The following is a 26,825-nucleotide window of genomic DNA, read 5'->3' on the forward strand; positions in this document are numbered from 1 at the left end:
CCCGACCACGGGCATCAGATGGTGGACGATTTGAAGAAGAAAACCAATCCGGGCTACTCCTGCATCGGTCGTCTGAGAGGACTGGCGGAACTGAGAGGACTGGAAATGGGAATTGCCAAATCATTGTTTGAATAAGGACACTCTTAAAGGACACTTGTCCAAAGAGGAAGTACCAACACTCTAATTGACATATCATTCTGTCATTCTGAAGAGAGTGAAGAATCTCTTCTCCTTAACATATAAGAGAGGAGATTCTTCATCGCAAGCTCCTCTGAATGGCAGAATTCTTTTTTTACAGCCTGATATTCCCATATTGAAAAATTCTTTCCTATATTTGTGCCCTAACCCCCAAAACAGATTTGTTATGAAAAACTTAGCACTCCAACGAGTTGCCGCAGTAGATGTATTCCGCGCACTCACCATGTTCCTCATGCTCTTTGTAAACGACATTCCCGGATTGAAGAATGTCCCCCACTGGCTGATGCACGCCGATATCAATGAAGACATGCTGGGATTTTCCGATACCATCTTCCCGGCTTTCCTGTTCTGCATGGGCATGTCGGTATCTTTTGCCATACAGAACCGTTATAAAAAGGGTGATACTACCACACAGGTCATCGCGCATATATTCTGGCGTACGGTAGCGCTCATCGCCATGGGACTGTTTTCGCTTAACAGCGGCGGCATCGAAGGCGGCCTTTCCCATTCCTGGTTTACTATCCTTATGGTAATCGGTTTCTTCCTGACATGGGGAGTATATCCCAAAGCCGAAGGCACAAAAAAAGCCCTTTTCACCGTAATGAAAGTGGCAGGCGTGGTATTGCTCGCAGCTTTGGTTATTTATAAAGACCTCAACGGAAAACCGTTCCATACGGGCTGGTGGGGAATCCTCGGTCTTATCGGTTGGACGTATGCCGTATGTGCCGGCATCTACCTGTTTACCCGCGAGAGCCTGCGTAAAAACGCGATTGCATGGTTTGCAGTGATAGCACTCGCCGTAATCAGCCATTCCGGCCTTATCCCGGAAGAGTACGGCAGCCGTATCCTGCTGCTTCCTTTCATTCCCAGTGACTGGACGCTGCATGCATTCGGAATGTCGGGATTACTGACCTCCTTACTCATGCAACGCTACGCCGATCGCGAACACCCCGGCAAATTCATCGGTATGCTCTGCATTCTCGGCGTCGGCATGCTCATCCTTGCACTGGTTTCACATCCATACTGGATTATCTCCAAGATACAGGCTACCCCGTCCTGGCTGTTTTATTGCCTTGCCGCTTTCTTCCCGTTATTCGGCTTCTTCTATTGGCTGACCGACGTAAAGGGCAATACAAGCCGGTTCGATATAATCAAACCCGCAGGAACGGCAACGCTCACTTGCTACATTCTTCCCTATATATGGTACTCCGTTCAGCAATTAGCAGGCTGGACTTATCCGGAAGTATTGGGAAGCGGCGTACCGGGACTGCTCAAATCGCTTGTCTTCTCCATCGTCATCGTACAGTTGACCGGACTGCTGGTGAAAGGCAAGATAAAACTGAAAGTTTAAAGTACTCATCGCTATGCTGAAAATTCAAACTCCCAACGGTGAAAACAGAGTTTTGCTACACTCCTGTTGCGCTCCCTGTTCCTCTGCCATCATAGAATGCATGTTGGCAAACGGCATCCGCCCGACTGTGTTTTACTGTAATCCCAACATCTATCCGCAAGAGGAGTATGAAATAAGAAAACAGGAAGCCATTCGCTTTGTAACGTCTCAAAACCTCGATTTCATCGATGCAGATTACGACTACACCCATTGGCGGAACACAATGCTCGGACTGGAAGACGAACCGGAACGCGGCGGCCGTTGCCTGAAATGCTTTACATTACGCCTGACGGAAACGGCACGCTATGCTTCCGAACACGGCTTCTCTGTCTTTACCACTACCCTCGCGTCTTCGCGTTGGAAGAGCCTCGACCAGATAAACGAAGCGGGAAAACGGGCAGCCGCCCTTTATCCCGGTACAATCTTTTGGGAGCAGAACTGGCGGAAAGGCGGATTGCAAGACCGCCGCAACCAGCTCCTCAAAGAGTATGATTTCTATAACCAACTGTACTGCGGTTGCGAATTCAGCAGGAAGCGGTTGGAACAACCTGAAGAGAATAAGCGGGAATAAGGCATTTTTAGCAAAGGAGCATTCCAAAAACAAGTAGCCGAACCACCAATCCTAATTCGTTAGACAGTTGTCATCCTTTCGTTAGACAGCCGTCTAACGAAAGGATGACAACTGTCTAACGAACGGGAAACATCCGTCTGACGAATTAAATTCAATAAGGGCCCGGCATAACAATCCCCGCCTCAATACCTAAGTTCAGCGGCTGAGAAGGCTGTCAATCGTAAACAAGAGTCGATAAGTAGTCCTCTGCAAACATCTCGTTCGCCACTTCCAACAGAATCTCGGAAGTAAGTTGCTCGATACGCCGGAACACAGCTCCGGCCGTTTCATATTTATTGTAATGCAGGAAGGTCTTCGCCATGCCGAGGGCATTATTCTCGTTATTGTCCGAAGCCACGCCTATCTGGCCGATAAGCTGCTTTTTGGCGGCGGCAAGCTGGGAAGAAGTCATCCGGGTATCACGCAGGCGTTTCAGTTCTTTATACACAAGGCGGGTACAGAGCGCCGCGTCCTCAGGATCGCAGCCGAAATAAATGCAGAAAGTTCCGGTATCGGTGTAGGAAGTCAGGTTGGACTCTACATTATAGACCAAACCGCGCCGTTCGCGCAAGGCCACATTCAACCGGCTGTTCATGCCCGGACCGCCGAGAATGTTGTTCAGCAGGTAGAGCGCCGTACGTTTGTCTTCGTAGGCATTGTATCCCCGGCTGCCTATCATGACGTGCGCCTGGTGGGTATCTTTATGCAAAACCAGATTTTTCGGAACATACAAAGGCGGAGGCGTACGACGGGTATCGACAGCCACAGCCGGAATGTCAGCCAACAGTTTCTCCGCCCAGCACACCACTTGCCTGAAATCCATATTACCCAACACAAAGAACACCATATTGCCGGGATGATAAAAGCGGGAAGTAAAGGCGGCCGCATCTTCGCTGCGGAATTTCTTCAGCTGCTCCGGATTACCGAGAATATTGCGTCCCAGAGGGTGTCCGCGAAAGATTAAATCTTCAAAATCATCAAAAATCAGTTCCGAAGGATTATCCTCATACGACTGGATTTCGTCTATAATGACCTCTGTCTCCTTCTCAATCTCCCGTTGCGGAAACGTGGAGTGGAACACGATATCCGTCAGCAGCTCGAAAGCACGTCCGAAGTGTTCGGTAAGGAACGCGGAATAAATTACGGTTTCTTCCTTATTGGTATAAGCGTTCAAATCGCCGCCCACATTCTCCATGCGGTTCAGAATATGCCACGCTTTACGCTTCTTGGTGCCTTTAAAAATAAGATGCTCCACAAAATGCGCCATGCCCTGCTCGTTTTCGAGTTCATCGCGCGTTCCGGCATCTACCGCAAAACCACAATAAGCCACCTTCGACAAAGATGGTTCGTGGATGATGCGCAGGCCATTCGGCAATGTATGCAGATGATAGCGAGGCTGTATTTCTTCTGTTAAATTCTTCATTCTTACGTTACAAACAATTTGCGGGCACAAAAATACAATAAAACTTATTGCCGTTTATGGAAAATTACGGATATTTGCGGACTTATAATTCATAAATCAAAATTGAAACAATGATAGCATCCATTCAAGAGCTTTTGCAGAAAGAAGCGCAAGCCGTATTGAATATCCCCGTAACGGACGCATACGAAAAAGCGGTAGAACTCATCGTAGAACAAGTACACCGCAAAAAAGGGAAACTGGTAACTTCCGGCATGGGCAAGGCAGGGCAAATAGCTATGAATATTGCTACTACCTTTTGTTCGACCGGCATTCCCTCCGTCTTTCTGCATCCCAGCGAGGCACAACACGGAGACTTGGGTATTCTGCAGGAAAACGACCTGTTGCTGCTCATTTCCAATTCGGGCAAGACGCGCGAAATTGTCGAGTTGACACAATTGGCGCACAACCTGAATCCCCGGCTGAAGTTTATCGTTATTACGGGAAATCCGGACAGTCCGCTGGCGCAGGAATCGGATGTATGCCTCAGCACGGGAAGCCCCAAGGAGGTCTGCACACTGGGCATGACTCCTACCACTTCCACAACGGTAATGACCGTTATAGGCGATATTCTGGTCGTGCAGACCATGCAGAGAACCGGATTTACCATTGAAGACTACTCCAAGCGCCATCACGGCGGTTACCTCGGAGAAAAATCAAGATCATTATGCGTAAAGTAATCGGCATCGGAGAAACGATATTGGACGTCATTTTCCGTAATGAGCAACCTTCGGCTGCCGTTCCGGGCGGTTCCGTATTCAATGGAATCGTTTCATTGAGCCGTACCGGCGTTCCCGTCTGTTTCATCAGTGAGACCGGCAACGACCATGTGGGCGATATCATTCTCCGGTTCATGCGCGACAATCACATTTCCACAGACCACGTCAACGTATTTCCCGACGGGAAATCTCCCGTATCGCTCGCTTTCCTGAATGATAACAGCGACGCTGAATATATTTTCTATAAGAATTATCCCAAACAACGGCTGGATGTCATCTACCCCGAACTGGAAGAAGACGATATCGTCGTCATCGGTTCTTACTACGCGTTGAATCCGGTGCTGCGCGAGAAAGTGTTGGAGTTGCTCGACCGGGCACGCGAAAAGAAAGCCATCGTTTATTACGATCCCAATTTCCGTTCTTCCCACAAGGAAGAAGCTATAAAGCTGGCGCCGACCATCATTGAAAATCTGGAATACGCCGACATTGTACGCGGTTCGCAGGAAGACTTCTTCTATATGTACAATTTGCGCGACGCGGACAAAATATACAGAGACAAGATAAAATTCTATTGTCCCAATTTCCTGTGTACGGCAGGAGCGGAAAAGATAACGCTCCGCACCGCTTCCGTCTCCAAAGAATACGACATACCGCCGCTGAAAGCCGTGAGTACCATCGGAGCGGGTGACAACTTCAATGCGGGCATCATCTACGGCTTGCTGAAATATGACGTCCGTTACGACGACTTGAACACGGTCAGCGAAACCGGGTGGGACAAGATTATCCGTTACGGTATGGAATTCGCCGCGGAAGTCTGCAAAAGTTACAGTAATTCGGTGTCGCGCGAGTTTGCGGAGAGATATAAGTATTGACGGTTCTCTCCGATCCGTACCTAAAAATAAATTATCATTTAAAAATTATAAAAGCTTCCTGCACGCTGTATAATCTGCGGCGAAAAACTATATATTTGCTGTAAACGACATTTAGAGAGTTTACGAATTATGTACAAGAATCTGTTGAACTTGCTTGCGCTGGCAGTGTTGCTCCCTTCTTGCGGCGGCACAGCTCCACATATATCCGTTGTATGCGAAGAAAACAACGTGGGGAACTGTATCGTTAAGTGGGAAATGGCTCCCCTCATCAAAGGAAATGTGAAAGTATATGCTTCGACCGATCCTGATTTCATACCGGAAGACACTCCCGTGGCCGTAGCCGATATTTCGGACTTGAAAATGACCATCATTACAAACGACCCTACCAAACGTTACTATTACACCCTTTTGTTCGGAGATAAATATCGTGTAAAGATTGCCACGCGCAACGTCAATATCCCCGGCATACAGAACTTCCGCGATTTAGGCGGTTATCCTTCCTACCCCGGCAAAAAACAGATGCGCTGGGGAATGATTTACCGCTCAGCGGAGATAGACAGCCTTGAATATTGCTCACGCAGGGAACTCAAGAATCTCGGAATCAAAACACTTATCGACCTGCGGACTCCTTCGGAGATAGGCAGACAGTCCCCGCTGCAGAAAGGATTCAATGTCGTGCATATTCCGCTTGCTACCGGAGACATGGAAGATATACTGCAAGGAATACGGGAAGAAAAGATAAAATGCGATACCGTCTATCGTATGGTGGAACGGATGAACCGTACATTGATAGACAAATATACCAAAGAATACCGGCAGATATTCGATATTTTATTGGATAAAACCAACTATCCCGTAGTTATCCACTGCTCTTCGGGTAAAGGACGTACAGGTATCGTCTCCGCGCTGGTACTCGCCGCACTGGGTGTCAACGAGGACATAATCATGGAAGATTACCGGCTGAGCAATGACTATTTCAACATTCCGAGAGCCTCGAAATACGCCTATCAACTTCCTACGCGCTCGCAGGAAGCCATCACCACCCTGTTTTCGGCGCGTGAAGACTTCCTGAATGCCGCCAAAGACGAGGCGGAGCGGAAATACGGCGACATGGATACTTATCTGCAAAAAGGCATCGGACTGAGCAAGGACGAAATAAAGAGGCTACGGAGTATTTTGCTCAGTGATTAGTGATTAATCGCCAAAAAACTCTTATCTTTGCACCGAATGCGAAGATAAGCTGCGCCTCGGCATAAAAAATAAACGAGTTTATTTTATTCTGCTCTCGGCTTGCATTATCTTTGCACCGAAATATAAAGATATACAAAGATTTAATGAAGACATTTGAAGAGCTCGGTGTGTCGCCGGAGATACGCCGCGCCATTGAAGAAATGGGATATGCGTGTCCCATGCCGGTACAAGAGGAAGTAATCCCTTACCTTTTGGGAGAAAATAATGATGTAGTAGCACTGGCACAAACAGGAACAGGAAAGACCGCGGCGTTCGGTCTGCCGCTTATACAGCAAATTAACGTTAACAACAGAATTCCCCAATCACTCATTCTTTGCCCTACCCGCGAACTTTGTTTGCAGATTGCGGGCGACTTGAATGATTATTCCAAATACATCGACGGCCTGCGGGTACTGCCCGTATACGGAGGTTCATCCATCGAGAGCCAGATACGCGCCCTGAAACGGGGAGTACATATCATCGTAGCCACTCCCGGACGCCTGCTCGACCTTATGGAGCGCAAAACCGTCTCCCTCTCCACCATACAGAATGTAGTTATGGACGAGGCGGACGAGATGCTGAACATGGGATTCACGGACAGCATCAACGCCATTCTGGCAGACGTGCCCCAAGAGCGCAACACGCTGCTGTTTTCCGCTACCATGAGCCCCGAAATAGCACGTATTTCCAAAAAATACCTGCACAACGCCAAGGAAATCACCATCGGACGCAAGAATGAAGGCACAAACAACGTGAAACACGTGGTTTTCACCGTTCATGCCAAAGATAAATACGCCGCTCTGAAACGTATCGTGGATTATTATCCGCAGATATACGGTATCATTTTCTGCCGTACCCGTAAGGAAACACAGGAAATCGCCGACAAACTGATGCAGGAAGGTTACAACGCCGACGCTTTGCACGGCGAACTGAGCCAGGCGCAGCGCGATGCCGTCATGCAGAAGTTCCGCATACGCAACCTGCAACTGTTGGTAGCCACCGATGTAGCCGCACGCGGCTTGGACGTTGACGACCTTACCCATGTCATCAATTACGGCCTGCCCGATGATACGGAAAGCTACACGCACCGCAGCGGACGTACGGGACGCGCCGGAAAAACAGGTACATCCATCGCCATCATCAACCTGCGTGAAAAAGGCAAGATGCGTGAAATAGAACGCATTATCGGCAAGAAATTCATTCAGGGAGAAATGCCTACCGGCAAGCAAATCTGTGAGAAGCAGCTTTTGAAGGTTATTGACGAACTTGAGAAAGTAAAAGTAAATGAGGATGAAATCTGTGATTTCATGCCCGACATTTACCGCAAGCTGGACTGGTTGAGTAAAGAAGACCTGATTAAACGCATGGTTTCTCTCGAATTCAACCGTTTTCTGGACTACTATCGCGACCGTGAGGAAATAGAGATCGCCACCGGCAGCGAACGCAGCGCAAAAAGCGGCGAACGCGGTAGCAGCGCCCGTCAGGCAGCGCCGGGCTTTAAACGCCTGTTCATCAATCTCGGCAAAATGGACAATTTCTTCCCGAATGAGCTGATCAGCCTTCTAAACAGCAATACCCGCGGACGTGTCGAACTGGGGCGTATTGACCTGATGCAAAAGTTCTCTTTCTTCGAGGTGGAAGAAAAAGAAGCCAACAACGTCGTGAAAGCCTTGAACCGCGCCAACTGGAACGGCCGTAAGGTTTCCGTAGAAATTGCGGGAGAGGAAGGAAAGGACGCTCCCAAGGGAAAACGCAGAGCCGAAGGCGGCAACTATGGCAAAAAGGAGTTTGACGGCAAAAAACGCGGCTATAAGGATGACCGCCGCAGCGAACCTGCCGGCAAGCGCAAGGACAAAGCCGAATATGCAGCTACCGACAAGAAGAAAAAGGACAAACCCAGTCGCGAAGAGCGCGGGTACACCAAGGCGCGCGGCAAAAAAGACGATTGGAAACAGTTCTTCCAGGGCAATAACGAGTTTAAAGATTCAGAACCCGACTTCAGCGAAGAAGGCTGGGCAAGGCGGATACCCAAAAAGAAATAGATAAGCGGCGTGAATAAGGTCAACGGTTTTTTATACGGGCTGTTATCTTCCGCGAGCTTCGGATTGATTCCGTTGTTCACGATTCCTGCCATGCAGCAAGGAATGGGTTTCTGGTCTATCCTGCTATACCGCTTTCTTTTCGCCATGCTGGCATTGGCGGGCATATTGCTGCTCGACAAGCAATCTTTCCGCATCCGCCGTAAAGAGATATTGCCGCTTCTGTTGCTGGCGTGCCTTTACGACAGTTCCGCCGTTTTCCTCTTTTGGGGATATCAGTTCATGTCGAGCGGTGTGGCTACCACCCTTCATTTCATGTATCCGGTGCTGACCACGCTCATCATGATGATTTTCTTCCATGAGAAAAAGTCTTTGTGGCGCATAGCGGCTATCGCGCTTGCGGTAGCCGGTGTATTCTTCCTGTCCGGCGGAGATAGCACGGGAAGCGTCACCGGACTCGGCATATTCATTGTTTTGCTTTCTGCGCTGGGATATGCGTTGTACCTGGTAACGGTAAGCCAACTGAAAAATCTTGAAATGAAAGGGCTTAAAATGACGTTTTACGTCTTTTTATTCGGCGGTATCCTGCTGTTCATAGGGACAGAAGCTTCCGGCATAGGATTGCAGGCCATTCCGGACCGCACCACATTAGGCAATCTGGTGATGCTGGCATTGGTACCTACCGTAATATCCAATCTCGCACTGGTACGCGCCATCAAAAACATAGGCTCCACACTGACATCCGTATTGGGGGCCATGGAGCCTGTAACGGCGGTATGCGTCGGCATTACCATTTTCGGAGAGCCGCTTACCCGAAGCATAGCACTGGGTATTCTGCTCATTATCTCAGCCGTAACCGTCATTATTCTGAAAAGATGATAAGTGACAGAGCGATAAAATGGTAAAATTATAGGGTGATAAAGCAATGTGTCATCACCTTATCACCCTATCGTCTTATTACTTTTTATCTCTTATTTCGCACAGCTCTTAGTGCTGAAAGCAACGAGCATCCAGACCATTTTTTCCTGCTCTTTCAAGTAACCGGTCATTAAGTCGGCAGTGGCATCATCACCGGCTTCATTGGCCAGTTCAATCACTTTTCTTTCTTCACCGATAAGATAGCTGTAAGTTTCGAGGATATGGTCAACAGCCTCACCGCCACAAGTAATACCGGAGATTTCCTTCACCTTGGCAACCTTGAGATATTCGCTGAATTTGTTTTCGGGCGTACCGCCTAACATCAGGATACGTTCTGCGATTTCGTCCACTTTCTCCGCGGCATCATTGTACATATCTTCAAATTTGCCGTGCAACACGAAGAACCCATGTCCTTTAATATCCCAATGGAAACCGCGTAAGTTGGTGTAATGTACCTGGAAGTCCGCCAATAACCGATGTAATGCCGATACTACGTCAGCAACCTTATTTTCATTCAAATGTAAGTAATCTAAAGTCTTCATAATCTTTCTATTTTAAAAGTTCATACTATTTTTCTTTGTTTCCGTTGCAAAGATAAGCGGCAAATAAATGCTTGTCAAACAGATAATTTCTATCTTTGCATAGAACGATTCTATATACAACATTCAAAAGCCCTGTTTACCATGACTTTACAACAACTGGAATATATACTCGCCGTCAATCAGTTCCGTCATTTCGCCAAAGCCGCCGAATATTGCCGGGTTACACAGCCCACCTTGAGCGCCATGATTCAAAAGCTGGAAGAAGAGCTGGACACTAAGATTTTTGACCGCAGCCAGCAACCTGTATGCCCTACTCCCATCGGCGTTCACATCATAGAACAAGCTCAGAATGTGTTAGTTCAGACAAATCGCATAAAAAACATCATAGAAGAAGAAAAACATTCACTCTGCGGAGTTTTCAAACTGGGCATTCTTCCCACCATAGCTCCCTACCTACTGCCGCGCTTCTTTCCACAACTAATGAAAAAATATCCGCAGCTCGACATCAGAGTGGTCGAGATGAAGACAAACGATATCAAAAAGTCGCTGCAAACGGGAGACATAGATGCCGGAATCGTAGCCGGCCTGGCGGGAATGGAAGAATTCCAACAAACACCGCTATTCTACGAGCAGTTCTACACTTATATTGCGCGGGAGAACCGCCTTTTCAGCAATGAAGTAATACGGACTTCCGACTTAACGGGAGAACAACTTTGGCTGCTGGATGAGGGACACTGCTTTCGCGACCAGTTGGAGCGTTTCTGCCAGCTGAAGGCAGCCCGCGCCAGTCAGTTAGCCTATCATCTGGGCAGCATGGAAACCTTTATGCGCATGGTAGAAAGCGGTAAGGGCATCACTTTCATTCCCGAACTGGCTGTCTTGCAACTGGACGGCACGCAAAAAGAACTGGTACGCCCTTTTGCCATTCCCTGTCCTACCCGGCAAATTATCATGCTGACCAACCGTAGTTTTATCCGTAACACGCTTTTAAAAACGATTACCCAAGAGATAACAGCCGCAGTACCTAAAGAAATGCTCTCCCTGAAAGCCACCCAGGTACTCGTATAGATTTTGTCTATCGGCTCATAAAACTTTTCAATCGGATTTTTTGTTCTACCGGAGAAAAATGCTATATTTTTGCATCTGTAAAACAAAAAACCAAACCTTTTAAAAAGTATGATTATGGAACCGATTATCAACTCCCAACTCCCTGAATTCAAAGTTCAGGCTTTCCAAAACGGAAGTTTTAAAACAGTGACTAACGAAGATGTAAAAGGCAAATGGGCCATTTTCTTCTTCTATCCGGCAGACTTTACGTTTGTATGTCCTACCGAACTGGTAGATATTGCAGAAAAATACGACCAATTCCAAGCCATGGGTGTAGAGGTTTATTCTGTAAGCACAGACTCTCACTTTGTACATAAAGCGTGGCACGATGCTTCCGAAAGCATCCGCAAGATTAAATATCCGATGTTGGCAGACCCGACAGGTACATTGAGCCGTGCATTCGGTGTGATGATTGAAGAAGAAGGTATGGCTTATCGCGGTACATTCCTCGTAAATCCCGAAGGAAAAATCAAGATTGCCGAAATTCAGGACAACAACATCGGACGTAATGCGGATGAACTGCTTCGTAAAGTGGAAGCTGCGCAATTCGTAGCCACTCACGACGGTGAAGTCTGTCCGGCCAAATGGAAGAAAGGCGGTGCAACGCTGAAGCCAAGCATCGATTTAGTCGGTAAGATTTAATCGTACCCCCATACGATAGACATTGCCATATAAAGACTATCTCTATTTCTTCCTTGCAAAAGTAAAAGAAATGAGATAGTCTTTTTTTATACTCCAACATTTAAAACCCGCATTATCATGTTAGAAGCAAATATATTAGACCAAGTGCGGAGCATTTTCCAACCATTGGAAGCCCGCTATACTTTTCACATCACTTGTAACCCGGAACATGAGCAGGCCGGTGAAATGATTGATTTTCTGAATGACATAGCGAGTTGTTCCGACAAGCTGTCCTGTGAGGTGACCGAAACCGACGAGCCCAAACTGGAGTTTACGCTCCTGAAAGAGGAAAAGGAAACCGGGATAAGATTCCGTGCCATTCCGGGTGGACATGAGTTCAGCTCTCTTCTTCTTGCCGTACTAAACGCCGATGGAAAGGGCAAAAATCTTCCGGATGAAGGTATCAGCCGACGCATCAAGGCCTTGCAGGGACCAATCCGTCTGCAAACCTATGTATCGCTGACCTGTACCAACTGTCCGGACATCGTGCAGGCACTCAATGTCGTAGCGCTACTGAATCCCCATATCACCCATGATACAATAGACGGAGCCGTCTTTCAGGAAGAAGCGGATACGCTGAAAATACAAGCCGTACCGTCCGTTTACGCCAATGGGAAACCGCTTCATGTGGGACGCGGCTCTTTAGGGGAACTACTGAAAAAGCTGGAAGATACTTTCGGAAGCCTGCCGCAAGATAATGCAGCGCCCACCTTAAGGGGGTTCGATACGCTGGTCTTAGGCGGAGGTCCCGCCGGAGTTTCAGCAGCCATTTATTCCGCCCGCAAAGGATTGCGCGTAGCCATTATCGCCGAGAGAATAGGCGGACAGGTAAAAGAAACCGTAGGCATCGAGAATCTTATCTCCGTACCTCAGACAACAGGTTCACAGCTTGCCGATGCACTCAGGACGCATATGGGACATTATCCGATAGAGATTTTTGAAGACCGGAAAATTGAGAAAGCAGAACTTCAAGGTAAAGAGAAAAAGGTTTTCTCCGGTGGCGGAGAAACGTTCACAGCTCCTGCGGTAATCATTGCCACAGGCGCAAGCTGGCGCAAACTGAATGTAGAGGGGGAAGCCGAATATATAGGACGCGGCGTAGCCTTTTGTCCGCATTGTGACGGTCCTTTCTACCAAGGTAAGCATGTAGCCGTCATAGGCGGCGGAAACTCCGGCATAGAGGCCGCTATTGACCTGGCGGGAATCTGCAGGAAAGTTACCGTTTTCGAGTTTGCCGATACGCTAAAAGCCGACCAGGTGTTGCAGGAAAAAGCCGGAAGTCTTCCCAACGTGGAGATATTCACTTCTTCACAGACTACCCAGGTATTAGGTGACGGAGAGAAAGTAACCGGCATCCGCGTTAAAGACCGCATCACCGACGAAGAACGAGACTATCCTTTGGACGGCATCTTCGTACAAATCGGTCTGGCAGCCAACAGCGCACCTTTCCGGGACACATTGGAAACGACGCCGATCGGTGAAATCAAGACAGACTCGTTCTGCCGTACTGCACTCCCGGGTGTTTATGCAGCCGGAGACGTGTCCGACGTACCCTACAAACAGATTGTCATAGCCATGGGTGAAGGAGCCAAAGCGGCATTGTCCGCCTTTGACGACCGCATCAGGGGGATAGCATAACCGGCTATTTCCCGGAAGCTATTTTCAGCTCCCGTATCAAATTTCCGGCTTTACCGTATTTCTCTATCATGAACAAGATGTAGCGTACATCGACTCCGATGCAACGCTGCATCTTCGGTTCATAGAGTATATCACTGCTCATCGCTTCCCAATTGCCGTCAAAAGCCAGTCCGAGAAGTTCGCCTTTCGCATTGAACATGGCGCTTCCCGAATTTCCGCCGGTTATATCGTTATTGGAGATAAAGCAAACATTCATTTCTCCCTTTTCATCGGCATATCTGCCAAAATCACGATTGGAGAGCAAAGAAAGAAGTTCCGGCTGCACCTCAAAATCCACATCGCCCGCATGGGCCTTCGCCTTTTCAAGAATACCTTTGGTCGTTGTATAATAATCGTATTCAGCACCGTCAAACGGAGTATATCCGCATACCGTACCGAAGCTTAAACGCATGGTAGAATTGGCGTCCGGATAGAAATTACGGGACGAATACATTCTACGTACGGCGGCATTCAGCAAACGTTCATTACGGGCAATATTCATGGAGGGTTCTCTCGTCTGCATGTTGATTTCAAACATCTTGCCAATCAAGTCGATACCCAGGCTTATGGCAGGGTCGTCATAGATGTGATACGTGGTATCCCGCTCCAAAAAGCGTTTTAATCCGCGAGGGGTAGTCAATTCCGAAGCGGCGTACAGACTATCTACATAAGCCTTGTCATTACCGCCGCACCGGGTGGCAATCGTACCGTAAAAATCCGGTAAATAGGTGGAATCTACTTTGGAACGATATTCTTTCAGCATAGCCGTAAAAACCTCCTTGTCTATTTCCAAATCCAGATTGGCATATTTTTCCACAATCGCTTTCAGATTGGCTACAACTGTTTTCTGTTCCCCTTCGAAATCAAAATTCAAAATGGATAACGCCAATTGTACCAGCTCGGGACCATTCAGGAAAGATTCGGCAAAATAAGCCAGTGCATGATTGGCTTCACGGGCATTTTTATAGTCCAGTTCCAAATCAGGAAACAACCGCAACAGCTTCTCACGCTCTTCAGGCGTCTGTTGTATCCAACGGCGCAGTTCCTGCTCCATTGCACGTTTCTTTTCCAAAATATGCAGTTTCCGGATAGCACGGTTCACTCCGATACTGTTCTTCCAGTAATTGGAACTCTCGTCATATTTGGAAGCATACTTTATGCGGATACTGTCTCTCCTATCCATTTCGCGTTTCCAAATAGCCTGCTTGATACCCCGGACATCTATTTGCGCCTGATTATCATTATTCATCATCTCTTCGATACCAAACGAAGAGAGATAACGCTCCGTTCTGCCCGGATAGCCCAATGTCATGCAGAAAGAACCTTCTTTATATCCGTCCAGAGAAATCGGCGCTACGTATTCGGGATGATAAGGGACATTTTCCGGCGAATAATCCGCCGGGCGGTTATTCTTATCGGCATAGATACGAAATACGCAGAAATCGCCCGTATGACGCGGCCATACCCAATTATCCGTGTCCCAACCGAATTTACCTACCGAAGAAGGCGGCGCAAACACCAGCCGGACATCGTTATAGTCGCGATAAGTGGATAACCAGAATTCGTTGCCGCCATAGTACGCATCTACGATTCCTACCAGAGTAGAGTCTTTATGCGCCACTTCTTCACTGATGGCAAACATCACCGAATCCACCGCACCGGCACGTTCCGATTCGGTCATCTCAGGCTTTACCGCACCAAGCACCCGCTTCGTAACATCTTCCGTCCGCAACAAAAAACGGACATAAAGTTCCGGATTCGGCAATTCCTCGCTGCGGTTATGCGCAACAAAGCCGTCTTTCAGATAATCATGCTCCACAGAAGAATGTTGCTGGACACAGCTGAAACCGCAATGATGATTCGTAAATACCAATCCGTCTTCCGACACGACCACTCCCGAACAAAAACCGCCGAAACTGACTACGGCATCCTTCAACGAGGGACGTTTGGAACTGTACAGCTTATCCGCCGGCATTTGCAAACCGAGCTCTTTCATCGTACGGCGTGTCTGCTTATTCAGATTACCCAACATCCACATGCCCTCATCTGCCTGTACAGCCAATGTGAGAAAGCAACAAACGGTTATAATTACGAATCTCAATCTCATTTTATTCTTTACTTTATTATTTTTGCAGTCTGTCATTCAGTTATCCGGATATTATTCGGCAATCAGCCTCAACTGCTTGGAACCGATGCGCGCTTTCAGCCATTCGGTTATTTTCTCCTTTTCATGAGTATCCGGATGCCTGCCGAATCTCAAGACAGCAAGTGTAACGGTATCTATCCGTACCGAATCGACCGTCAGTTCAAGCGCATGAGAAATAGAAACCGACTTAACGGAAGGATAAAGTACCTTCAACTCAGGGATAATCTTCTTACCCAATTCATCGTATTTCCGGTACTGTTCCAGATTTTTTTCCAACGAAGATATTTGTTGTTTCTGCTCCACCAGACGTTGTTCGCTGTTCTTATAGAAATCTTCCATCACCATGGCGCGAATAGAAGAAATGTCTACCGCCTCGTTATTCATACCTTGAAGCACAACCAGTTTGGTGTTTTCCAACTTATACTCTTTCATTTTACTACGGGCTATGGCAATAGAAGCTTCCGGCACTTCCTGACCTATCAAGACCACGCGTATCTCATGATGCTTACCTTCATGGTGGATTTTCTTATCCAATACCTGTGTATTCTCAAAGGCAAGCTGTTCGTTGACAAAACGGTTGGCTGCGCTTTCAAAGAAAGTGTCCTGAATAATCCCTACCGTAAGGTACACAGCGGGACACATCGTAAGAACGGCTATCAGCACAATATATTTCCGTACCTTCTTTTCACGGTTCTTGTCTACAAACTCTTTGCGCTGGAAGTGCATTACCCGTACGCCGATAAAAGTAGCCAAACTGATAAATACGGAGTTAATGAAATAAAGGTAGAATGCACCGAGGAAATAAATCAGGTTACCCGTTGCCAGCCCATAACCTGCCGTACACAGCGGCGGCATCAACGCCGTAGCAATGGCAACACCCGGAATTACATTACCCTTCTCTTTTGTGGAGAGCGCCACTACCCCCGCAAGACCACCCATTAATGCGATGAATACGTCATAAATCGTAGGTGAAGTACGCGCCAGCAACTCCGACTGTCCTTCGGCAACAGGGCTGACCAAGAAGAAGACGGTAGCTGTGGTGACACTGAACAGCGTAGTTATCAAGAAGCTTTTCAGTGAGCGTTTCATCAATTCGAAATCATTCAGACCGACTGAAAGTCCCACACCCATGATAGGTCCCATCAACGGCGAGATAAGCATCGCACCGATAATTACAGCGGTAGAATTGACATTCAGACCGAGTGAAGCCATAAAGATGGCAAATATCAGAATCCACAAATTGGCTCCCTTAAATTCAACACCCTTACGGATGGAATCCACCGTTTCGAGTTCGTTGTCTTTATCTTTGCGTAAATCGAGATACTCTCTCAGAAAGTTCTTGATGGCGAATGTGTTTCTGTTAGGATTGACCGGCTGTTCCATAAGATAAATTTATTTTCGGATAAAACGATTGATAACAGGTATTTGATTAAGCGGTAAATCACGCTTTACAATATAAGCTATAAACACACATAATAACAGCGTACGGAACGCCATACGCAGGTAAATATTTTCAATAGCCACATATTCCGCAGCTACATAAAGCACCGCAGCCAACAACACGTAACGCCCTATCGACTTTAAATCATATTGAATCGGGTACTTCTTCTGACCGACAAAATAAGAGAGCAGCATTGCGACACCATAGCCCGTAAACCCTGCCCATGCACAAGCCATATAACTGAACCTCGGAATTAAAAGGATATTCATCACCACCAAAATCGTGCAACCTATCAAGGAGAAATAAGCCCCCCAACGCGTTTCATCAATCAGCTTATACCAGAAAGAGAGATTAAAATAAATTCCCATAAAGATTTCCGCAGCCATTACGATAGGCACAACACGTAAACCGGGCCAATAGTCACGCCCGATAATGTACCGGAGAATATCCAGATAGAACATCACCGACAGAAAAGCGACCAGCGTAAAAATAATAAAGAACTTCATGGCTTGCGCATACACCTGCTTATTATCCTTATCACGACTTTTACCGAACACAAAAGGCTCGTAGGCATAACGGAAAGCCTGTGTCAGCATCGCCATCACCATTGCAATCTTACTGGCGGCTCCATAGATACCGAGCTGTACGGTGGCTTCCGCCTCGTCAGGATACACAAAAGGAAAGATAATCTTGTCCGCCACCTGATTCAGAATACCCGCAATGCCCAACACCAACAGCGGCAGGCTGTAAGCAAGCATCCGCCGCAACAGCTTTTTGTCCAGCACATAAGCGAAGCCACGCAATTCGGGTATCATGCAAAGCATAATGGTAGAGGTGCATACAAGGTTGAAAAGGAAAGCATATGCTACATCATCGCCTTTCATCCAGACATAATAAATCAAGTTCAAGGCTATGTTCAGGAAAATAAACAACAGCTTGAGCGCCGCAAACTTAATGGGACGTTTCTTATAACGCAAATAAGCAAAAGGAATACTTTGAATGGCATCCATTGCCACTACAATCATCATCATTCCCACATACCAGGAATGCTCTCCGTACTCCAGCCAGTTGGCGATAGGTTGGAGAAACAACAGCCCCAGAGCAAGGAATGTCAGCGCACCGATACCCACACTGAGTAAGGTAGTGGAATACACGCGCATCGGGTCATCTTCTCCTTTATTGGCAAAGCGGAAAAAGCCCGTTTCCATACCGCACGTCAGCAGCACCAGCAACAAAGCCACCCATGCATAAATATTCGTCACGACTCCATAGCCTCCCGACTGCGCAGACAAGGCCATAGTATATACGGGTACTAACAAGTAGTTAAGGAAACGCCCCACAATACTGCTCAACCCATAAATGGCAGTTTCTTTTGCCAATGATTTTAATCCAGCCACGTTATTCTTTATTTTATGGCAAGCGGTGCATTACGGAAAAACCCGGATGAACTACTTGTCATTTATAAACAACTTTAAACGGAAGTACCTGAAATACCGCTCCGGCAGCATTCACCAATTCCAGTTTATATTCTATCACATGTCCTTCACCCGCCTCTGCCAGCTCATCAAGTACTGTTGGTGGAAGCAGCTCGTTCAGGTAGATTTCACCCCTATTCAACCGAAAAAAGCGTACCTGTTTGTCGGTATCCACCACTGCCAGCCCGGAAGGATTGTACTTACTCAATATACTGCCATAATATTCTTCACGAGCCTTTGTTTCCATACGTGCAGACTTATAATTCAGCACGTATCCATCGGGAGCCACAAGTTCTTTGCTCTTATCGAGTATCAGCTCTGTATAAGTAAAGTCGTAGATATCTGTTCCTGTCGGCTCCAATTCTTCATCTGTGGAAAAAAGCCAGAATCTTCTATGTTTCAATATATCGGATACGGTTATCGTAGCGCTGCTTTTCAGCAGCTTCACTTTTACGTGGTTATCGTCACATGTAATACTGCATGTCCCCTCATTTAAGGCTTTGACAATATACGCTCCGTTACTTTCCAATACATCAAATTCAAACTCTTTGCCATTGACAAATACATTTTCTTCGGTTACCGAAATTACCAAATCTTTCAAGTTCGATAAATCTACCGGATAAGACTCCCGGCACTCTGCCAACTCTTGTTCCGTCATTCTCTTGTAAGTGACATATCCGTAAACCTTGATTCCATCTGCACGTACTCCCAGATACTCCACAACTTTCAGTAAATCCTTGTCCACAGACAATATCTGCCATATCATGTGCTGATTATTAACAACCACGCGATTCGCATCGATATACTTATATGCGGAAGTTCTGAATCCGTTGACAGGATAGGCGTCCACATGCATGAAAGTCTTAAGCGAGGCCGCACTCTCGAAATAATAATAAGAAGGGCCTGCCCCGTCCAAACCGGCATAGTATTCCTCTTTCAGGCATTCGCCATTTTCCTTTATTTCATGAGTACTTACATGCTTCCAACCGTAGCCTACCACAGTTTCCTCAAAACTCTCTTGGGAAATGGTGCTTACGGACGGGTAATAGCATGTCCCGTCTTCACCGAACTTAAATACAGGATATTCATTATCGTCCCCACAGGATGAACAGACAACCAGTCCCAAAAGCATCCCCAATACTCTCCAAATCCTAACGTTCGCCATATATAATATATCAATTACCTAAGAAACGTAAACATCTTAGCTTTCTTTCTCACTCATTATCAAATAACGTCTTTTGGCTGCTGTAAAGGCTGCGTCCTAAATGTTTATAGGCCAGTTCCGTTACTTCACGGCCGCGAGGAGTACGCTTCAGGAAACCTTCCTTTATCAGGAACGGTTCATAAACCTCTTCGATGGTGCCTGCATCTTCACCCAAAGCCGTAGCAATAGTCGTCAGACCTACCGGACCGCCTTTGAATTTATCGATAATCGTACAAAGTATCTTATTGTCTATCTCATCCAAACCGTACTTGTCAATGTTGAGCGCCTCGAGCGCAAAATTAGCGATTTCCGTATCGATACTGCCCGAACCTTTCACTTGTGCAAAGTCTCTTACACGACGCAGCAAAGCATTGGCAATACGCGGCGTACCCCGGCTTCGGCCTGCGATTTCCGAAGCAGCCCTTGTGGAACAGGGTACGTCCAATATGTTTGCCGAACGGCGGATGATGCCGCCCAACACATCATCGTCATAATATTCCAAATGAAGATTGATACCGAAACGGGCACGTAGCGGAGCTGTCAGCAAACCGCTACGAGTGGTAGCGCCCACCAAAGTAAACGGATTCAAATCAATCTGTATGCTTCGCGCCGACGGACCTTTATCTATCATGATATCAATACGGTAATCTTCCATAGCCGAGTACAGATACTCTTCCACTACGGGGCTCAACCGATGTATTTCATCAATGAAAAGCACATCGTTCGGTTCCAGACTGGTGAGGACACCTGCCAAATCGCCCGGCTTGTCGAGTACCGGACCGGAAGTAATCTTGAAACCCACCCCCAATTCGTTGGCTATAATGTTGGAAAGCGTAGTTTTTCCCAATCCGGGAGGGCCATGCAGCAATACATGATCCAAGGCTTCTCCTCTGAGACGGGCGGCCTTCACGAAAATACGCAAATTATCAACGACCTTATCCTGTCCGCTGAAATCCTCAAAGTTCAGAGGGCGGAGAGCATTCTCAAAATCACGCTCTTTGCTGGTCAGTTGATGCTCGCGTATGTTAAAATCTTCTTGTTCCATTCAAAATCAGTATATATAGCGACAAAGATAAAGAAATCTTTCAACGTTTCATAAACTCCTTCCTTTCTTCTTCCGGGAATTTCTCTATGGCATAGCGCAACATCGTACGTGGCATCACCTTACAATGTTTCTCGAGAAACTGCACCAGCAAGTCCTTATCTCTCTTTCCCATTTCACGCAGCATCCAACCTACCGCTTTCCTCATCAAATCGTGCGGATGATGCAACAACCGCTCCGAAAGGGCCAGAATATCGGCGAAATCACCGTTCTTGATAAGCGTGTAAGTAGAAACCACCGCAATACGTTGCTCCCAAAGCAATCCACTGTCCGCCAAGCGATAAAGGTCTTCTCGGGATTTATCTTTCAGATATTCCCCCACAATGCCCGGAGCAGACAAGTCTACCAAATCCCAATTATTGATACGGTCCGTCTGCGACAGATAGAAATCATAAATAAGTTTTCTGTCCTTGTCATCGCCTTTCCTGAAGCGCTCTACCAACATCAGCAAAGCGCAAAGCCGACACTCGTGCCACTGACTTTGCAACAGCTCCGCCATCACATCAAAAGGAGCGTCCTTGTATTGTTTTGCCACCGTACGGGTATTCGGAACCACTACACCCAGAAATTTATCCCCCTCACCGTACTGCCCCTTTCCCGTCTTGAAAAAACGGGGAAGATATTCTCTTTTCACCGGATCGGCATACGCCTCCAATTCTCTCCGGATATCTGCAACAGTAACCGCTACTTCTTCCGTTGAAATCGGATTATTTTGCAATGCATCTTCCGATAGGATTTTCCTTTTTCTCATTACTCTGCCTTTGATTTACATGTACTTGAATTGCTTTGCCAACGGACAAAAATACGATAAATCTATAGAAACTATGAAAAGTTATCTTTAATTTTGCAACAGATATGCTTAGTTATTAAAAACGGAACAATATGCATAAAGTGTCTTTAGGAACCGCCTGCCTCCTTTTTTCCATACTGTCTTTACATGCGCAATCCCCGCTTGAAAAAGGATTGCAAAGCATCAACCGTACTTCCGCAGAAGCAATCGTGGAATTTCTGGCCGATGATGAACTGCAAGGACGTGAAGCAGGTATGCACGGTTCGCGAGTAGCGGCCCGCTATATCGTATCCCGTCTGAAACAAGACGGCATCCGCCCTTTGGATGAAAACGGCTATTATCAGTCTTTTGAGGCATGCAGCAGGGAAAGACAACAACGCGGGCGCTGGCAGGTACACCTCGACTCCGTTGCAATCCTCAAGCAAGGCACACACCGTTCGCTGAAAATGAATAATGTACTAGCGTACATTCCCGGCAGACGCAGCGATGAATATGTCATTATAGGCGCTCACTTCGACCACTTAGGTGTGGACGAAACATTGGCTAATGACAAGATATATAACGGTGCGGACGATAACGCTTCCGGGGTTTCCGCCGTATTACAGATAGCACATGCGTTTATCCTCAGCGGACAAAAGCCACTGAGAAACGTCATCTTCGCTTTTTGGGACGGAGAAGAAAAGGGATTACTCGGCTCAAAATATTTCGTACAGCATTGTCCGTTCCTTAAACAGGTAAAGAGCTATCTCAACTTCGACATGATAGGACGTAACAACAAGCCCGAACGACCGCAGCATGTGGTCTACTTCTACACAGCCGCCCATCCCGCTTTCAGCGATTGGCTTAAACAGGATATCGCCCGCTACAACTTGCAACTGCAGCCCGACTACCGTTCTTGGGACAATCCTGTAAGTGGAAGTGACAATGCCTCGTTCGCCCTGTCCGGCATTCCTATCATCTGGTATCATACCGACGGTCATCCCGACTATCATCAGCCATCGGACCATGCCGCATCGCTAAACTGGGAGAAAATTGTAGAAATAACCAAGGCATCCTTCCTCAATGCATGGAATCTTGCCAACGAAAGTAACTATTAACATTTAAGAAAAAGGGTAAGGACACATGGTTTTAAATTACATCTGGGTAGCATTTTTCGTAATCGCTTTCATTGTAGCACTCTGCAAGCTCCTGTTCATGGGAGATACGGATATATTTACGGAACTTGTCAACTCTACATTCGACTCCTCCAAGACAGCATTCGAAATATCGTTGGGACTGACCGGTATTCTGTCCTTATGGCTGGGTATCATGAAAATCGGTGAAAACAGCGGTATGATAAACGCGCTTTCACGCTGGTTGAGCCCTGTGTTCTGCCGTCTTTTTCCGGAAATACCCAAAGGGCACCCTGCCATGGGTTCTATCTTCATGAATCTTTCCGCCAACATGCTGGGATTGGACAACGCCGCCACTCCCATGGGATTGAAAGCCATGAAAGAACTTCAAGAACTGAATCCGAAGAAAGACACCGCTACCAACCCGATGATTATGTTTCTTGTAATGAACACGTCCGGACTGATACTGATACCCGTCAGCATCATGATGTACCGCTCGCAAATGGGCGCCGCACAGCCTACGGACATTTTCATTCCCACACTGATTACGACCGCTATCTCTACTATTGTCGGTGTAGCCGCCGTCAGCATTGCACAACGGATAAACCTACTGAACAAACCTATTCTTATTCTGATCGGTTGCATCAGCCTGTTCTTTTCCGGACTTATTTACTTATTTACCCAAATAAGCCGCGAAGAAATGGGGATTTACTCCACGCTGGTTGCCAACATCATACTCTTTTCCATCATCCTTCTTTTTATCTTGTGGGGATTATGGAAGAAGATTAATGTGTACGACGCTTTTATAGAAGGAGCCAAAGAAGGATTTACAACTGCCATACGTATCATCCCCTATCTGGTAGCTTTCCTCGTTGGAATCGCCGTTTTCCGTACTTCGGGGGCAATGGATATAATAGTAAACGGCATCGGTTACGTCATCGGATTATTCGGAGCGGATACCAGCTTTGTAGGTGCGCTGCCTACCGCATTGATGAAATCATTAAGCGGCAGCGGAGCCAACGGATTGATGATCGACACAATGAAACAATACGGCACCGATTCTTTTGTCGGCCGTATGAGTTGCGTGGCACGCGGCGCTTCGGATACTACTTTCTACATCCTTGCCGTTTATTTCGGCAGTGTAGGTATCACAAAAACCCGTAATGCTGTTACCTGCGGCCTGATAGCGGACTTTTCCGGTATCATTGCCGCTATTATCATCAGTTATATGTTCTTCTTTTAAAAACAGGAAATTGAAAAGGGACACAAAGATACAGGGAAGAAAATTGAAAAAAGCGAAGGAGTTTTTCCGTATCTCGATATCTTTGCAGTTCTGTATTCAATATAAATAAATGCAACAATATGATAAGTTATCAGACAGACGGTGTTGAAATGCCCGCAATCAAGAAACGTGAAACTACGGAATGGATTAAGGCCGTGGCCGCCACTTATGAAAAAAGAGTCGGTGAGATTGCCTATATCTTCTGCTCGGACGAGAAAATCCTTGAAGTAAACCGCCGGTATCTCCAACACGATTATTACACGGACATCATCACCTTTGACTATTGCAAAGGTAATCGCCTGAGCGGTGATCTTTTTATCAGCCTCGACACGGTACGTACCAATGCCGAACAGTTTGCCGGCAATGATTATGAACGGGAACTATATCGTGTCATTATTCACGGCATCCTGCACCTATGCGGCATCAATGATAAAGGTCCGGGAGAGCGGGAGATTATGGAAGCAGCCGAAAACAAAGCGCTCGCTATGCGATAAAGGATAAGAAGCAAAACATAACATATTATTAATCAATAAATTAAACCTAATACAAATAATATATTTCTAACACTTTTCGAGTAAAAAGTATTAGAAATACAACTAGTATATTAGCATTAATAAGTAAAAATGCACTGCTATCTTACAAAAAGCTCCATACTTCCTTAATATTACATCCAAAATAAACATAATACCCCTTCTTTCAATTCATTGTTTTATCCTATACATAATCCTCCTTTATTATATTCTTTAAAAGGAAGAGAGGTTCTATAAGCTGCGAGTCTGCATTACGCACAAGGAATACGGAAGATTTCAAAGGAAGTATTTCCTAAGAATTCACAAGGAAAAGAGGGAAATTGCGGCTACAAAATAACTTTTTAGTACCTTTGCAAGGTTTTAAAAGAGATTGAACGAATGGAGTTTAAGTATGACGTTATTGTAATCGGCGCCGGGCATGCCGGCTGTGAAGCCGCTGCCGCTGCCGCAAATCTGGGCTCAAAGACCTGTCTTATCACAATGGACATGAATAAGATAGGCCAAATGAGTTGTAACCCTGCCGTCGGCGGCATTGCCAAAGGACAGATTGTACGCGAAATAGACGCTTTAGGCGGATATATGGGATTGGTTACCGATAAAACAGCTATCCAGTTCCGCATATTAAACCGTTCCAAAGGCCCTGCCATGTGGAGCCCGCGTGCTCAATGCGACCGTAACAAATTCATTTGGGCATGGCGTGAAATCCTGGAGAATACTCCCAACCTGCACATCTGGCAAGACACCGTATGCGAAATTCTCGTTGAAAACGGTGAGGTAGTCGGGCTCACCACCCTTTGGGGAGTAACTTTCCGCGCCAAATGCGTTGTACTGACTGCCGGAACTTTCCTGAACGGATTGATGCACGTAGGACACACCATGCTTCCGGGTGGGCGTATGGCAGAACCCGCATCATATCAACTGACCGAATCCATCGCCCGACATGGCATCACATACGGACGAATGAAAACGGGAACTCCCGTACGCATCGACGGACGGAGCGTACACTACGAAGATATGGACATTCAAGACGGGGAAAACGACTTCCACAAGTTCTCCTTTATGAACAACGGCGTACGCCATTTGAAGCAACTCCCATGCTGGACTTGTTTTACCAACGAGGAAGCGCATCGTATCCTTCGTGAAGGATTGCCGGACTCTCCCCTTTTCAACGGACAGATTCAAAGTATAGGCCCCCGTTATTGCCCCAGCATAGAAACCAAAATCGTAACCTTCCCCGACAAAGAACAGCACCAGCTTTTCCTGGAACCGGAAGGTGAAACGACACAGGAACTTTACCTGAACGGCTTTTCTTCTTCCTTGCCGATGGACATACAGATTGAAGCGCTGAAAAAGATTCCCGCATTCCGCGATCTCGTTATTTACCGTCCCGGCTACGCCATAGAATATGACTTCTTCGACCCTACACAACTAAAACACACGTTGGAAACGAAGAAAATCAAAAACCTTTTCTTTGCCGGACAAGTAAACGGAACGACCGGTTATGAAGAAGCAGCCGGACAAGGAATCATTGCGGGTATCAACGCACATATCAACTGTCATGGCGGCGAACCTTTTACACTTGCACGCGACGAAGCATATATAGGCGTATTAATCGACGATTTGGTAACCAAAGGTGTTGACGAACCTTACCGCATGTTTACTTCACGTGCGGAATATCGCATCCTTCTCCGTATGGATGATGCCGATATGAGACTTACCGAAAGAGCCTGGAAACTGGGGCTTGCCCAAAAAGACCGCTACGAATTATTAAGAAGTAAACGTGAAGCCGTTACAAACATTATAGAGTTTACCCGGAATTATTCGATGAAACCGACACTAATAAACCCGGTATTGGAACAACTCGGTACTACTCCACTCCGTCAGGGATGCAAATTGATAGACCTAATAAATCGTCCGCAAGTAACTTTGGAAAATATGGCAGAGCATGTCAGCGCTTTCCGTCGGGAACTGGATAAAATTACGGACAGAAAAGATGAAATTATCGAAGCGGCAGAAATACTTATAAAGTACGAGGGCTATATCGGACGTGAACGAATCATAGCAGATAAGCTGGCACGATTGGAAAGTATAAAAATTAAAGGGAAGTTTGATTATAATTCCATTCAATCCCTTTCCACCGAAGCCCGACAGAAGTTAGTTAAGATCGACCCGGAAACAATAGCCCAAGCAAGCCGAATTCCGGGAGTATCGCCGAGTGACATCAACGTATTACTGGTACTTTGCGGGAGATAAGCGCTAACGTTCCACGTGAAACAAAGAATTCAATAAACGTATTAAATA

23 protein-coding genes are annotated in these 26,825 nt (G+C 46.6%); 15 read left to right on the forward strand and 8 right to left on the reverse strand.

All coding sequences use genetic code 11. The features are described 5' to 3' along the window. The 3 genes from I2F54_RS00005 to I2F54_RS00015 all read left to right on the forward strand — a co-directional run. Positions 1-135: mannonate dehydratase (locus I2F54_RS00005; protein WP_195500238.1), on the forward strand; the 135-nt coding region annotated here is incomplete at its 5' end. A 229-nt stretch (positions 136-364) separates the two neighbouring features. Next, positions 365-1,549, forward strand: coding sequence for a DUF5009 domain-containing protein (locus I2F54_RS00010; RefSeq protein ID WP_195500239.1), 1,185 nt, complete (start codon positions 365-367; stop codon positions 1,547-1,549). 13 nt (positions 1,550-1,562) lie between these two features. Beyond that, positions 1,563-2,159 carry an epoxyqueuosine reductase QueH gene (locus I2F54_RS00015; protein WP_022218564.1) on the forward strand — a complete coding sequence of 199 codons (597 nt, stop codon included), beginning with the start codon at positions 1,563-1,565 and terminating at the stop codon, positions 2,157-2,159. A gap of 214 nt (positions 2,160-2,373) precedes the next feature. On the opposite strand, the gene I2F54_RS00020 is transcribed toward I2F54_RS00015, so the two are convergent. Then, positions 2,374-3,621, reverse strand: a complete 1,248-nt coding sequence (locus I2F54_RS00020; protein ID WP_195500240.1) for a M16 family metallopeptidase — start codon at positions 3,619-3,621, stop codon at positions 2,374-2,376. 110 nt (positions 3,622-3,731) lie between these two features. Here I2F54_RS00020 and I2F54_RS00025 point away from each other — a divergent pair, with 110 nt between their 5' ends. The 5 genes from I2F54_RS00025 (at position 3,732) to I2F54_RS00045 (ending at position 9,396) form a co-directional block, all read left to right on the forward strand. Beyond that, the gene (locus I2F54_RS00025) at positions 3,732-4,337 is read left to right on the forward strand and encodes an SIS domain-containing protein (RefSeq protein ID WP_009121927.1); all 606 of its coding nucleotides are present in this window, start codon (positions 3,732-3,734) and stop codon (positions 4,335-4,337) included. Next, positions 4,325-5,248, forward strand: a complete 924-nt coding sequence (locus I2F54_RS00030; RefSeq protein ID WP_022218566.1) for a carbohydrate kinase family protein — start codon at positions 4,325-4,327, stop codon at positions 5,246-5,248. Before I2F54_RS00025 ends, I2F54_RS00030 begins: the two co-directional genes overlap by 13 nt. Before the next feature lie 129 nt (positions 5,249-5,377). Then, a complete protein-coding gene (locus I2F54_RS00035; protein ID WP_087412236.1) occupies positions 5,378-6,439 on the forward strand; it encodes a tyrosine-protein phosphatase in 1,062 nt (353 codons plus the stop codon). A 143-nt stretch (positions 6,440-6,582) separates the two neighbouring features. Further along, a complete protein-coding gene (locus I2F54_RS00040) occupies positions 6,583-8,520 on the forward strand; it encodes a DEAD/DEAH box helicase (RefSeq protein WP_195500241.1) in 1,938 nt (645 codons plus the stop codon). A 9-nt stretch (positions 8,521-8,529) separates the two neighbouring features. Next, complete coding sequence (locus I2F54_RS00045) at positions 8,530-9,396, forward strand: EamA family transporter (RefSeq protein ID WP_195500242.1); 867 nt, start codon at positions 8,530-8,532, stop codon at positions 9,394-9,396. Positions 9,397-9,488: 92 nt separating this feature from the next. On the opposite strand, the gene I2F54_RS00050 is transcribed toward I2F54_RS00045, so the two are convergent. Then, positions 9,489-9,977, reverse strand: a complete 489-nt coding sequence (locus I2F54_RS00050; RefSeq protein ID WP_195500243.1) for a Dps family protein — start codon at positions 9,975-9,977, stop codon at positions 9,489-9,491. A 141-nt stretch (positions 9,978-10,118) separates the two neighbouring features. On the opposite strand from I2F54_RS00050, the gene I2F54_RS00055 reads away from it, so the two are divergent. The 3 genes from I2F54_RS00055 (at position 10,119) to ahpF (ending at position 13,403) form a co-directional block, all read left to right on the forward strand. Continuing rightward, positions 10,119-11,045, forward strand: coding sequence for a hydrogen peroxide-inducible genes activator (locus tag I2F54_RS00055; protein ID WP_195500244.1), 927 nt, complete (start codon positions 10,119-10,121; stop codon positions 11,043-11,045). Between the two features lie 114 nt (positions 11,046-11,159). Continuing rightward, the gene (gene ahpC, locus I2F54_RS00060; RefSeq protein WP_022103286.1) at positions 11,160-11,726 is read left to right on the forward strand and encodes an alkyl hydroperoxide reductase subunit C; all 567 of its coding nucleotides are present in this window, start codon (positions 11,160-11,162) and stop codon (positions 11,724-11,726) included. A gap of 117 nt (positions 11,727-11,843) precedes the next feature. Next, complete coding sequence (ahpF, locus tag I2F54_RS00065) at positions 11,844-13,403, forward strand: alkyl hydroperoxide reductase subunit F (RefSeq protein ID WP_195500245.1); 1,560 nt, start codon at positions 11,844-11,846, stop codon at positions 13,401-13,403. A gap of 4 nt (positions 13,404-13,407) precedes the next feature. Here the strand turns inward: ahpF and I2F54_RS00070 are convergent, their stop codons facing one another. From I2F54_RS00070 to I2F54_RS00095, 6 genes are read right to left on the reverse strand one after another with little or no spacing between them, the layout of a single operon-like run. Further along, positions 13,408-15,549 (reverse strand): S46 family peptidase, encoded by a 2,142-nt coding sequence (locus tag I2F54_RS00070; protein WP_195500246.1) that lies wholly within the window; start codon positions 15,547-15,549, stop codon positions 13,408-13,410. Between the two features lie 51 nt (positions 15,550-15,600). Next, a complete protein-coding gene (locus tag I2F54_RS00075; protein WP_195500247.1) occupies positions 15,601-16,971 on the reverse strand; it encodes a TIGR00341 family protein in 1,371 nt (456 codons plus the stop codon). A gap of 9 nt (positions 16,972-16,980) precedes the next feature. Then, on the reverse strand, positions 16,981-18,426 hold the full coding sequence (locus I2F54_RS00080) for a polysaccharide biosynthesis protein (RefSeq protein ID WP_195500248.1): 1,446 nt from the start codon (positions 18,424-18,426) through the stop codon (positions 16,981-16,983). A gap of 58 nt (positions 18,427-18,484) precedes the next feature. Further along, positions 18,485-19,669 (reverse strand): hypothetical protein, encoded by a 1,185-nt coding sequence (locus I2F54_RS00085; protein WP_195500249.1) that lies wholly within the window; start codon positions 19,667-19,669, stop codon positions 18,485-18,487. 49 nt (positions 19,670-19,718) lie between these two features. After that, positions 19,719-20,753 (reverse strand): Holliday junction branch migration DNA helicase RuvB, encoded by a 1,035-nt coding sequence (gene ruvB, locus I2F54_RS00090; RefSeq protein WP_009121940.1) that lies wholly within the window; start codon positions 20,751-20,753, stop codon positions 19,719-19,721. Between the two features lie 40 nt (positions 20,754-20,793). After that, complete coding sequence (locus I2F54_RS00095; protein WP_022218579.1) at positions 20,794-21,561, reverse strand: DNA alkylation repair protein; 768 nt, start codon at positions 21,559-21,561, stop codon at positions 20,794-20,796. A 131-nt stretch (positions 21,562-21,692) separates the two neighbouring features. On the opposite strand from I2F54_RS00095, the gene I2F54_RS00100 reads away from it, so the two are divergent. From I2F54_RS00100 to mnmG, 4 genes are all read left to right on the forward strand, one after another. Next, positions 21,693-22,697 carry a M28 family metallopeptidase gene (locus I2F54_RS00100; protein ID WP_195500250.1) on the forward strand — a complete coding sequence of 335 codons (1,005 nt, stop codon included), beginning with the start codon at positions 21,693-21,695 and terminating at the stop codon, positions 22,695-22,697. 25 nt (positions 22,698-22,722) lie between these two features. After that, positions 22,723-23,955, forward strand: coding sequence for a nucleoside recognition domain-containing protein (locus I2F54_RS00105; protein ID WP_195500251.1), 1,233 nt, complete (start codon positions 22,723-22,725; stop codon positions 23,953-23,955). A gap of 119 nt (positions 23,956-24,074) precedes the next feature. Beyond that, positions 24,075-24,488: an rRNA maturation RNase YbeY gene (gene ybeY, locus I2F54_RS00110; protein ID WP_195500252.1), complete on the forward strand. Its 414-nt coding sequence runs from the start codon at positions 24,075-24,077 to the stop codon at positions 24,486-24,488. Between the two features lie 414 nt (positions 24,489-24,902). After that, positions 24,903-26,777: a tRNA uridine-5-carboxymethylaminomethyl(34) synthesis enzyme MnmG gene (gene mnmG / locus I2F54_RS00115; RefSeq protein WP_195500253.1), complete on the forward strand. Its 1,875-nt coding sequence runs from the start codon at positions 24,903-24,905 to the stop codon at positions 26,775-26,777. Positions 26,778-26,825 lie beyond the last annotated feature (48 nt).

It is taken from the genome of Bacteroides clarus (genome assembly GCF_015555825.1).
Classification (GTDB): domain Bacteria; phylum Bacteroidota; class Bacteroidia; order Bacteroidales; family Bacteroidaceae; genus Bacteroides; species Bacteroides clarus.

Excerpts from the sequence above, each read along its gene's own strand:
- I2F54_RS00010 (WP_195500239.1), top strand. The coding sequence starts at position 365 with ATGAAAAACTTAGCACTCCAACGAGTTGCCGCAGTAGATGTATTCCGC.
- I2F54_RS00015 (WP_022218564.1), top strand. The coding sequence starts at position 1,563 with ATGCTGAAAATTCAAACTCCCAACGGTGAAAACAGAGTTTTGCTACAC.
- I2F54_RS00020 (WP_195500240.1), bottom strand. The coding sequence starts at position 3,621 with ATGAAGAATTTAACAGAAGAAATACAGCCTCGCTATCATCTGCATACA.
- I2F54_RS00025 (WP_009121927.1), top strand. The coding sequence starts at position 3,732 with ATGATAGCATCCATTCAAGAGCTTTTGCAGAAAGAAGCGCAAGCCGTA.
- I2F54_RS00030 (WP_022218566.1), top strand. The coding sequence starts at position 4,325 with ATGCGTAAAGTAATCGGCATCGGAGAAACGATATTGGACGTCATTTTC.
- I2F54_RS00035 (WP_087412236.1), top strand. The coding sequence starts at position 5,378 with ATGTACAAGAATCTGTTGAACTTGCTTGCGCTGGCAGTGTTGCTCCCT.
- I2F54_RS00040 (WP_195500241.1), top strand. The coding sequence starts at position 6,583 with ATGAAGACATTTGAAGAGCTCGGTGTGTCGCCGGAGATACGCCGCGCC.
- I2F54_RS00050 (WP_195500243.1), bottom strand. The coding sequence starts at position 9,977 with ATGAAGACTTTAGATTACTTACATTTGAATGAAAATAAGGTTGCTGAC.
- I2F54_RS00055 (WP_195500244.1), top strand. The coding sequence starts at position 10,119 with ATGACTTTACAACAACTGGAATATATACTCGCCGTCAATCAGTTCCGT.
- ahpC (WP_022103286.1), top strand. The coding sequence starts at position 11,160 with ATGGAACCGATTATCAACTCCCAACTCCCTGAATTCAAAGTTCAGGCT.
- ahpF (WP_195500245.1), top strand. The coding sequence starts at position 11,844 with ATGTTAGAAGCAAATATATTAGACCAAGTGCGGAGCATTTTCCAACCA.
- I2F54_RS00070 (WP_195500246.1), bottom strand. The coding sequence starts at position 15,549 with ATGAGATTGAGATTCGTAATTATAACCGTTTGTTGCTTTCTCACATTG.
- I2F54_RS00075 (WP_195500247.1), bottom strand. The coding sequence starts at position 16,971 with ATGGAACAGCCGGTCAATCCTAACAGAAACACATTCGCCATCAAGAAC.
- I2F54_RS00085 (WP_195500249.1), bottom strand. The coding sequence starts at position 19,669 with ATGGCGAACGTTAGGATTTGGAGAGTATTGGGGATGCTTTTGGGACTG.
- ruvB (WP_009121940.1), bottom strand. The coding sequence starts at position 20,753 with ATGGAACAAGAAGATTTTAACATACGCGAGCATCAACTGACCAGCAAA.
- I2F54_RS00095 (WP_022218579.1), bottom strand. The coding sequence starts at position 21,561 with ATGAGAAAAAGGAAAATCCTATCGGAAGATGCATTGCAAAATAATCCG.
- I2F54_RS00100 (WP_195500250.1), top strand. The coding sequence starts at position 21,693 with ATGCATAAAGTGTCTTTAGGAACCGCCTGCCTCCTTTTTTCCATACTG.
- I2F54_RS00105 (WP_195500251.1), top strand. The coding sequence starts at position 22,723 with ATGGTTTTAAATTACATCTGGGTAGCATTTTTCGTAATCGCTTTCATT.
- ybeY (WP_195500252.1), top strand. The coding sequence starts at position 24,075 with ATGATAAGTTATCAGACAGACGGTGTTGAAATGCCCGCAATCAAGAAA.
- mnmG (WP_195500253.1), top strand. The coding sequence starts at position 24,903 with ATGGAGTTTAAGTATGACGTTATTGTAATCGGCGCCGGGCATGCCGGC.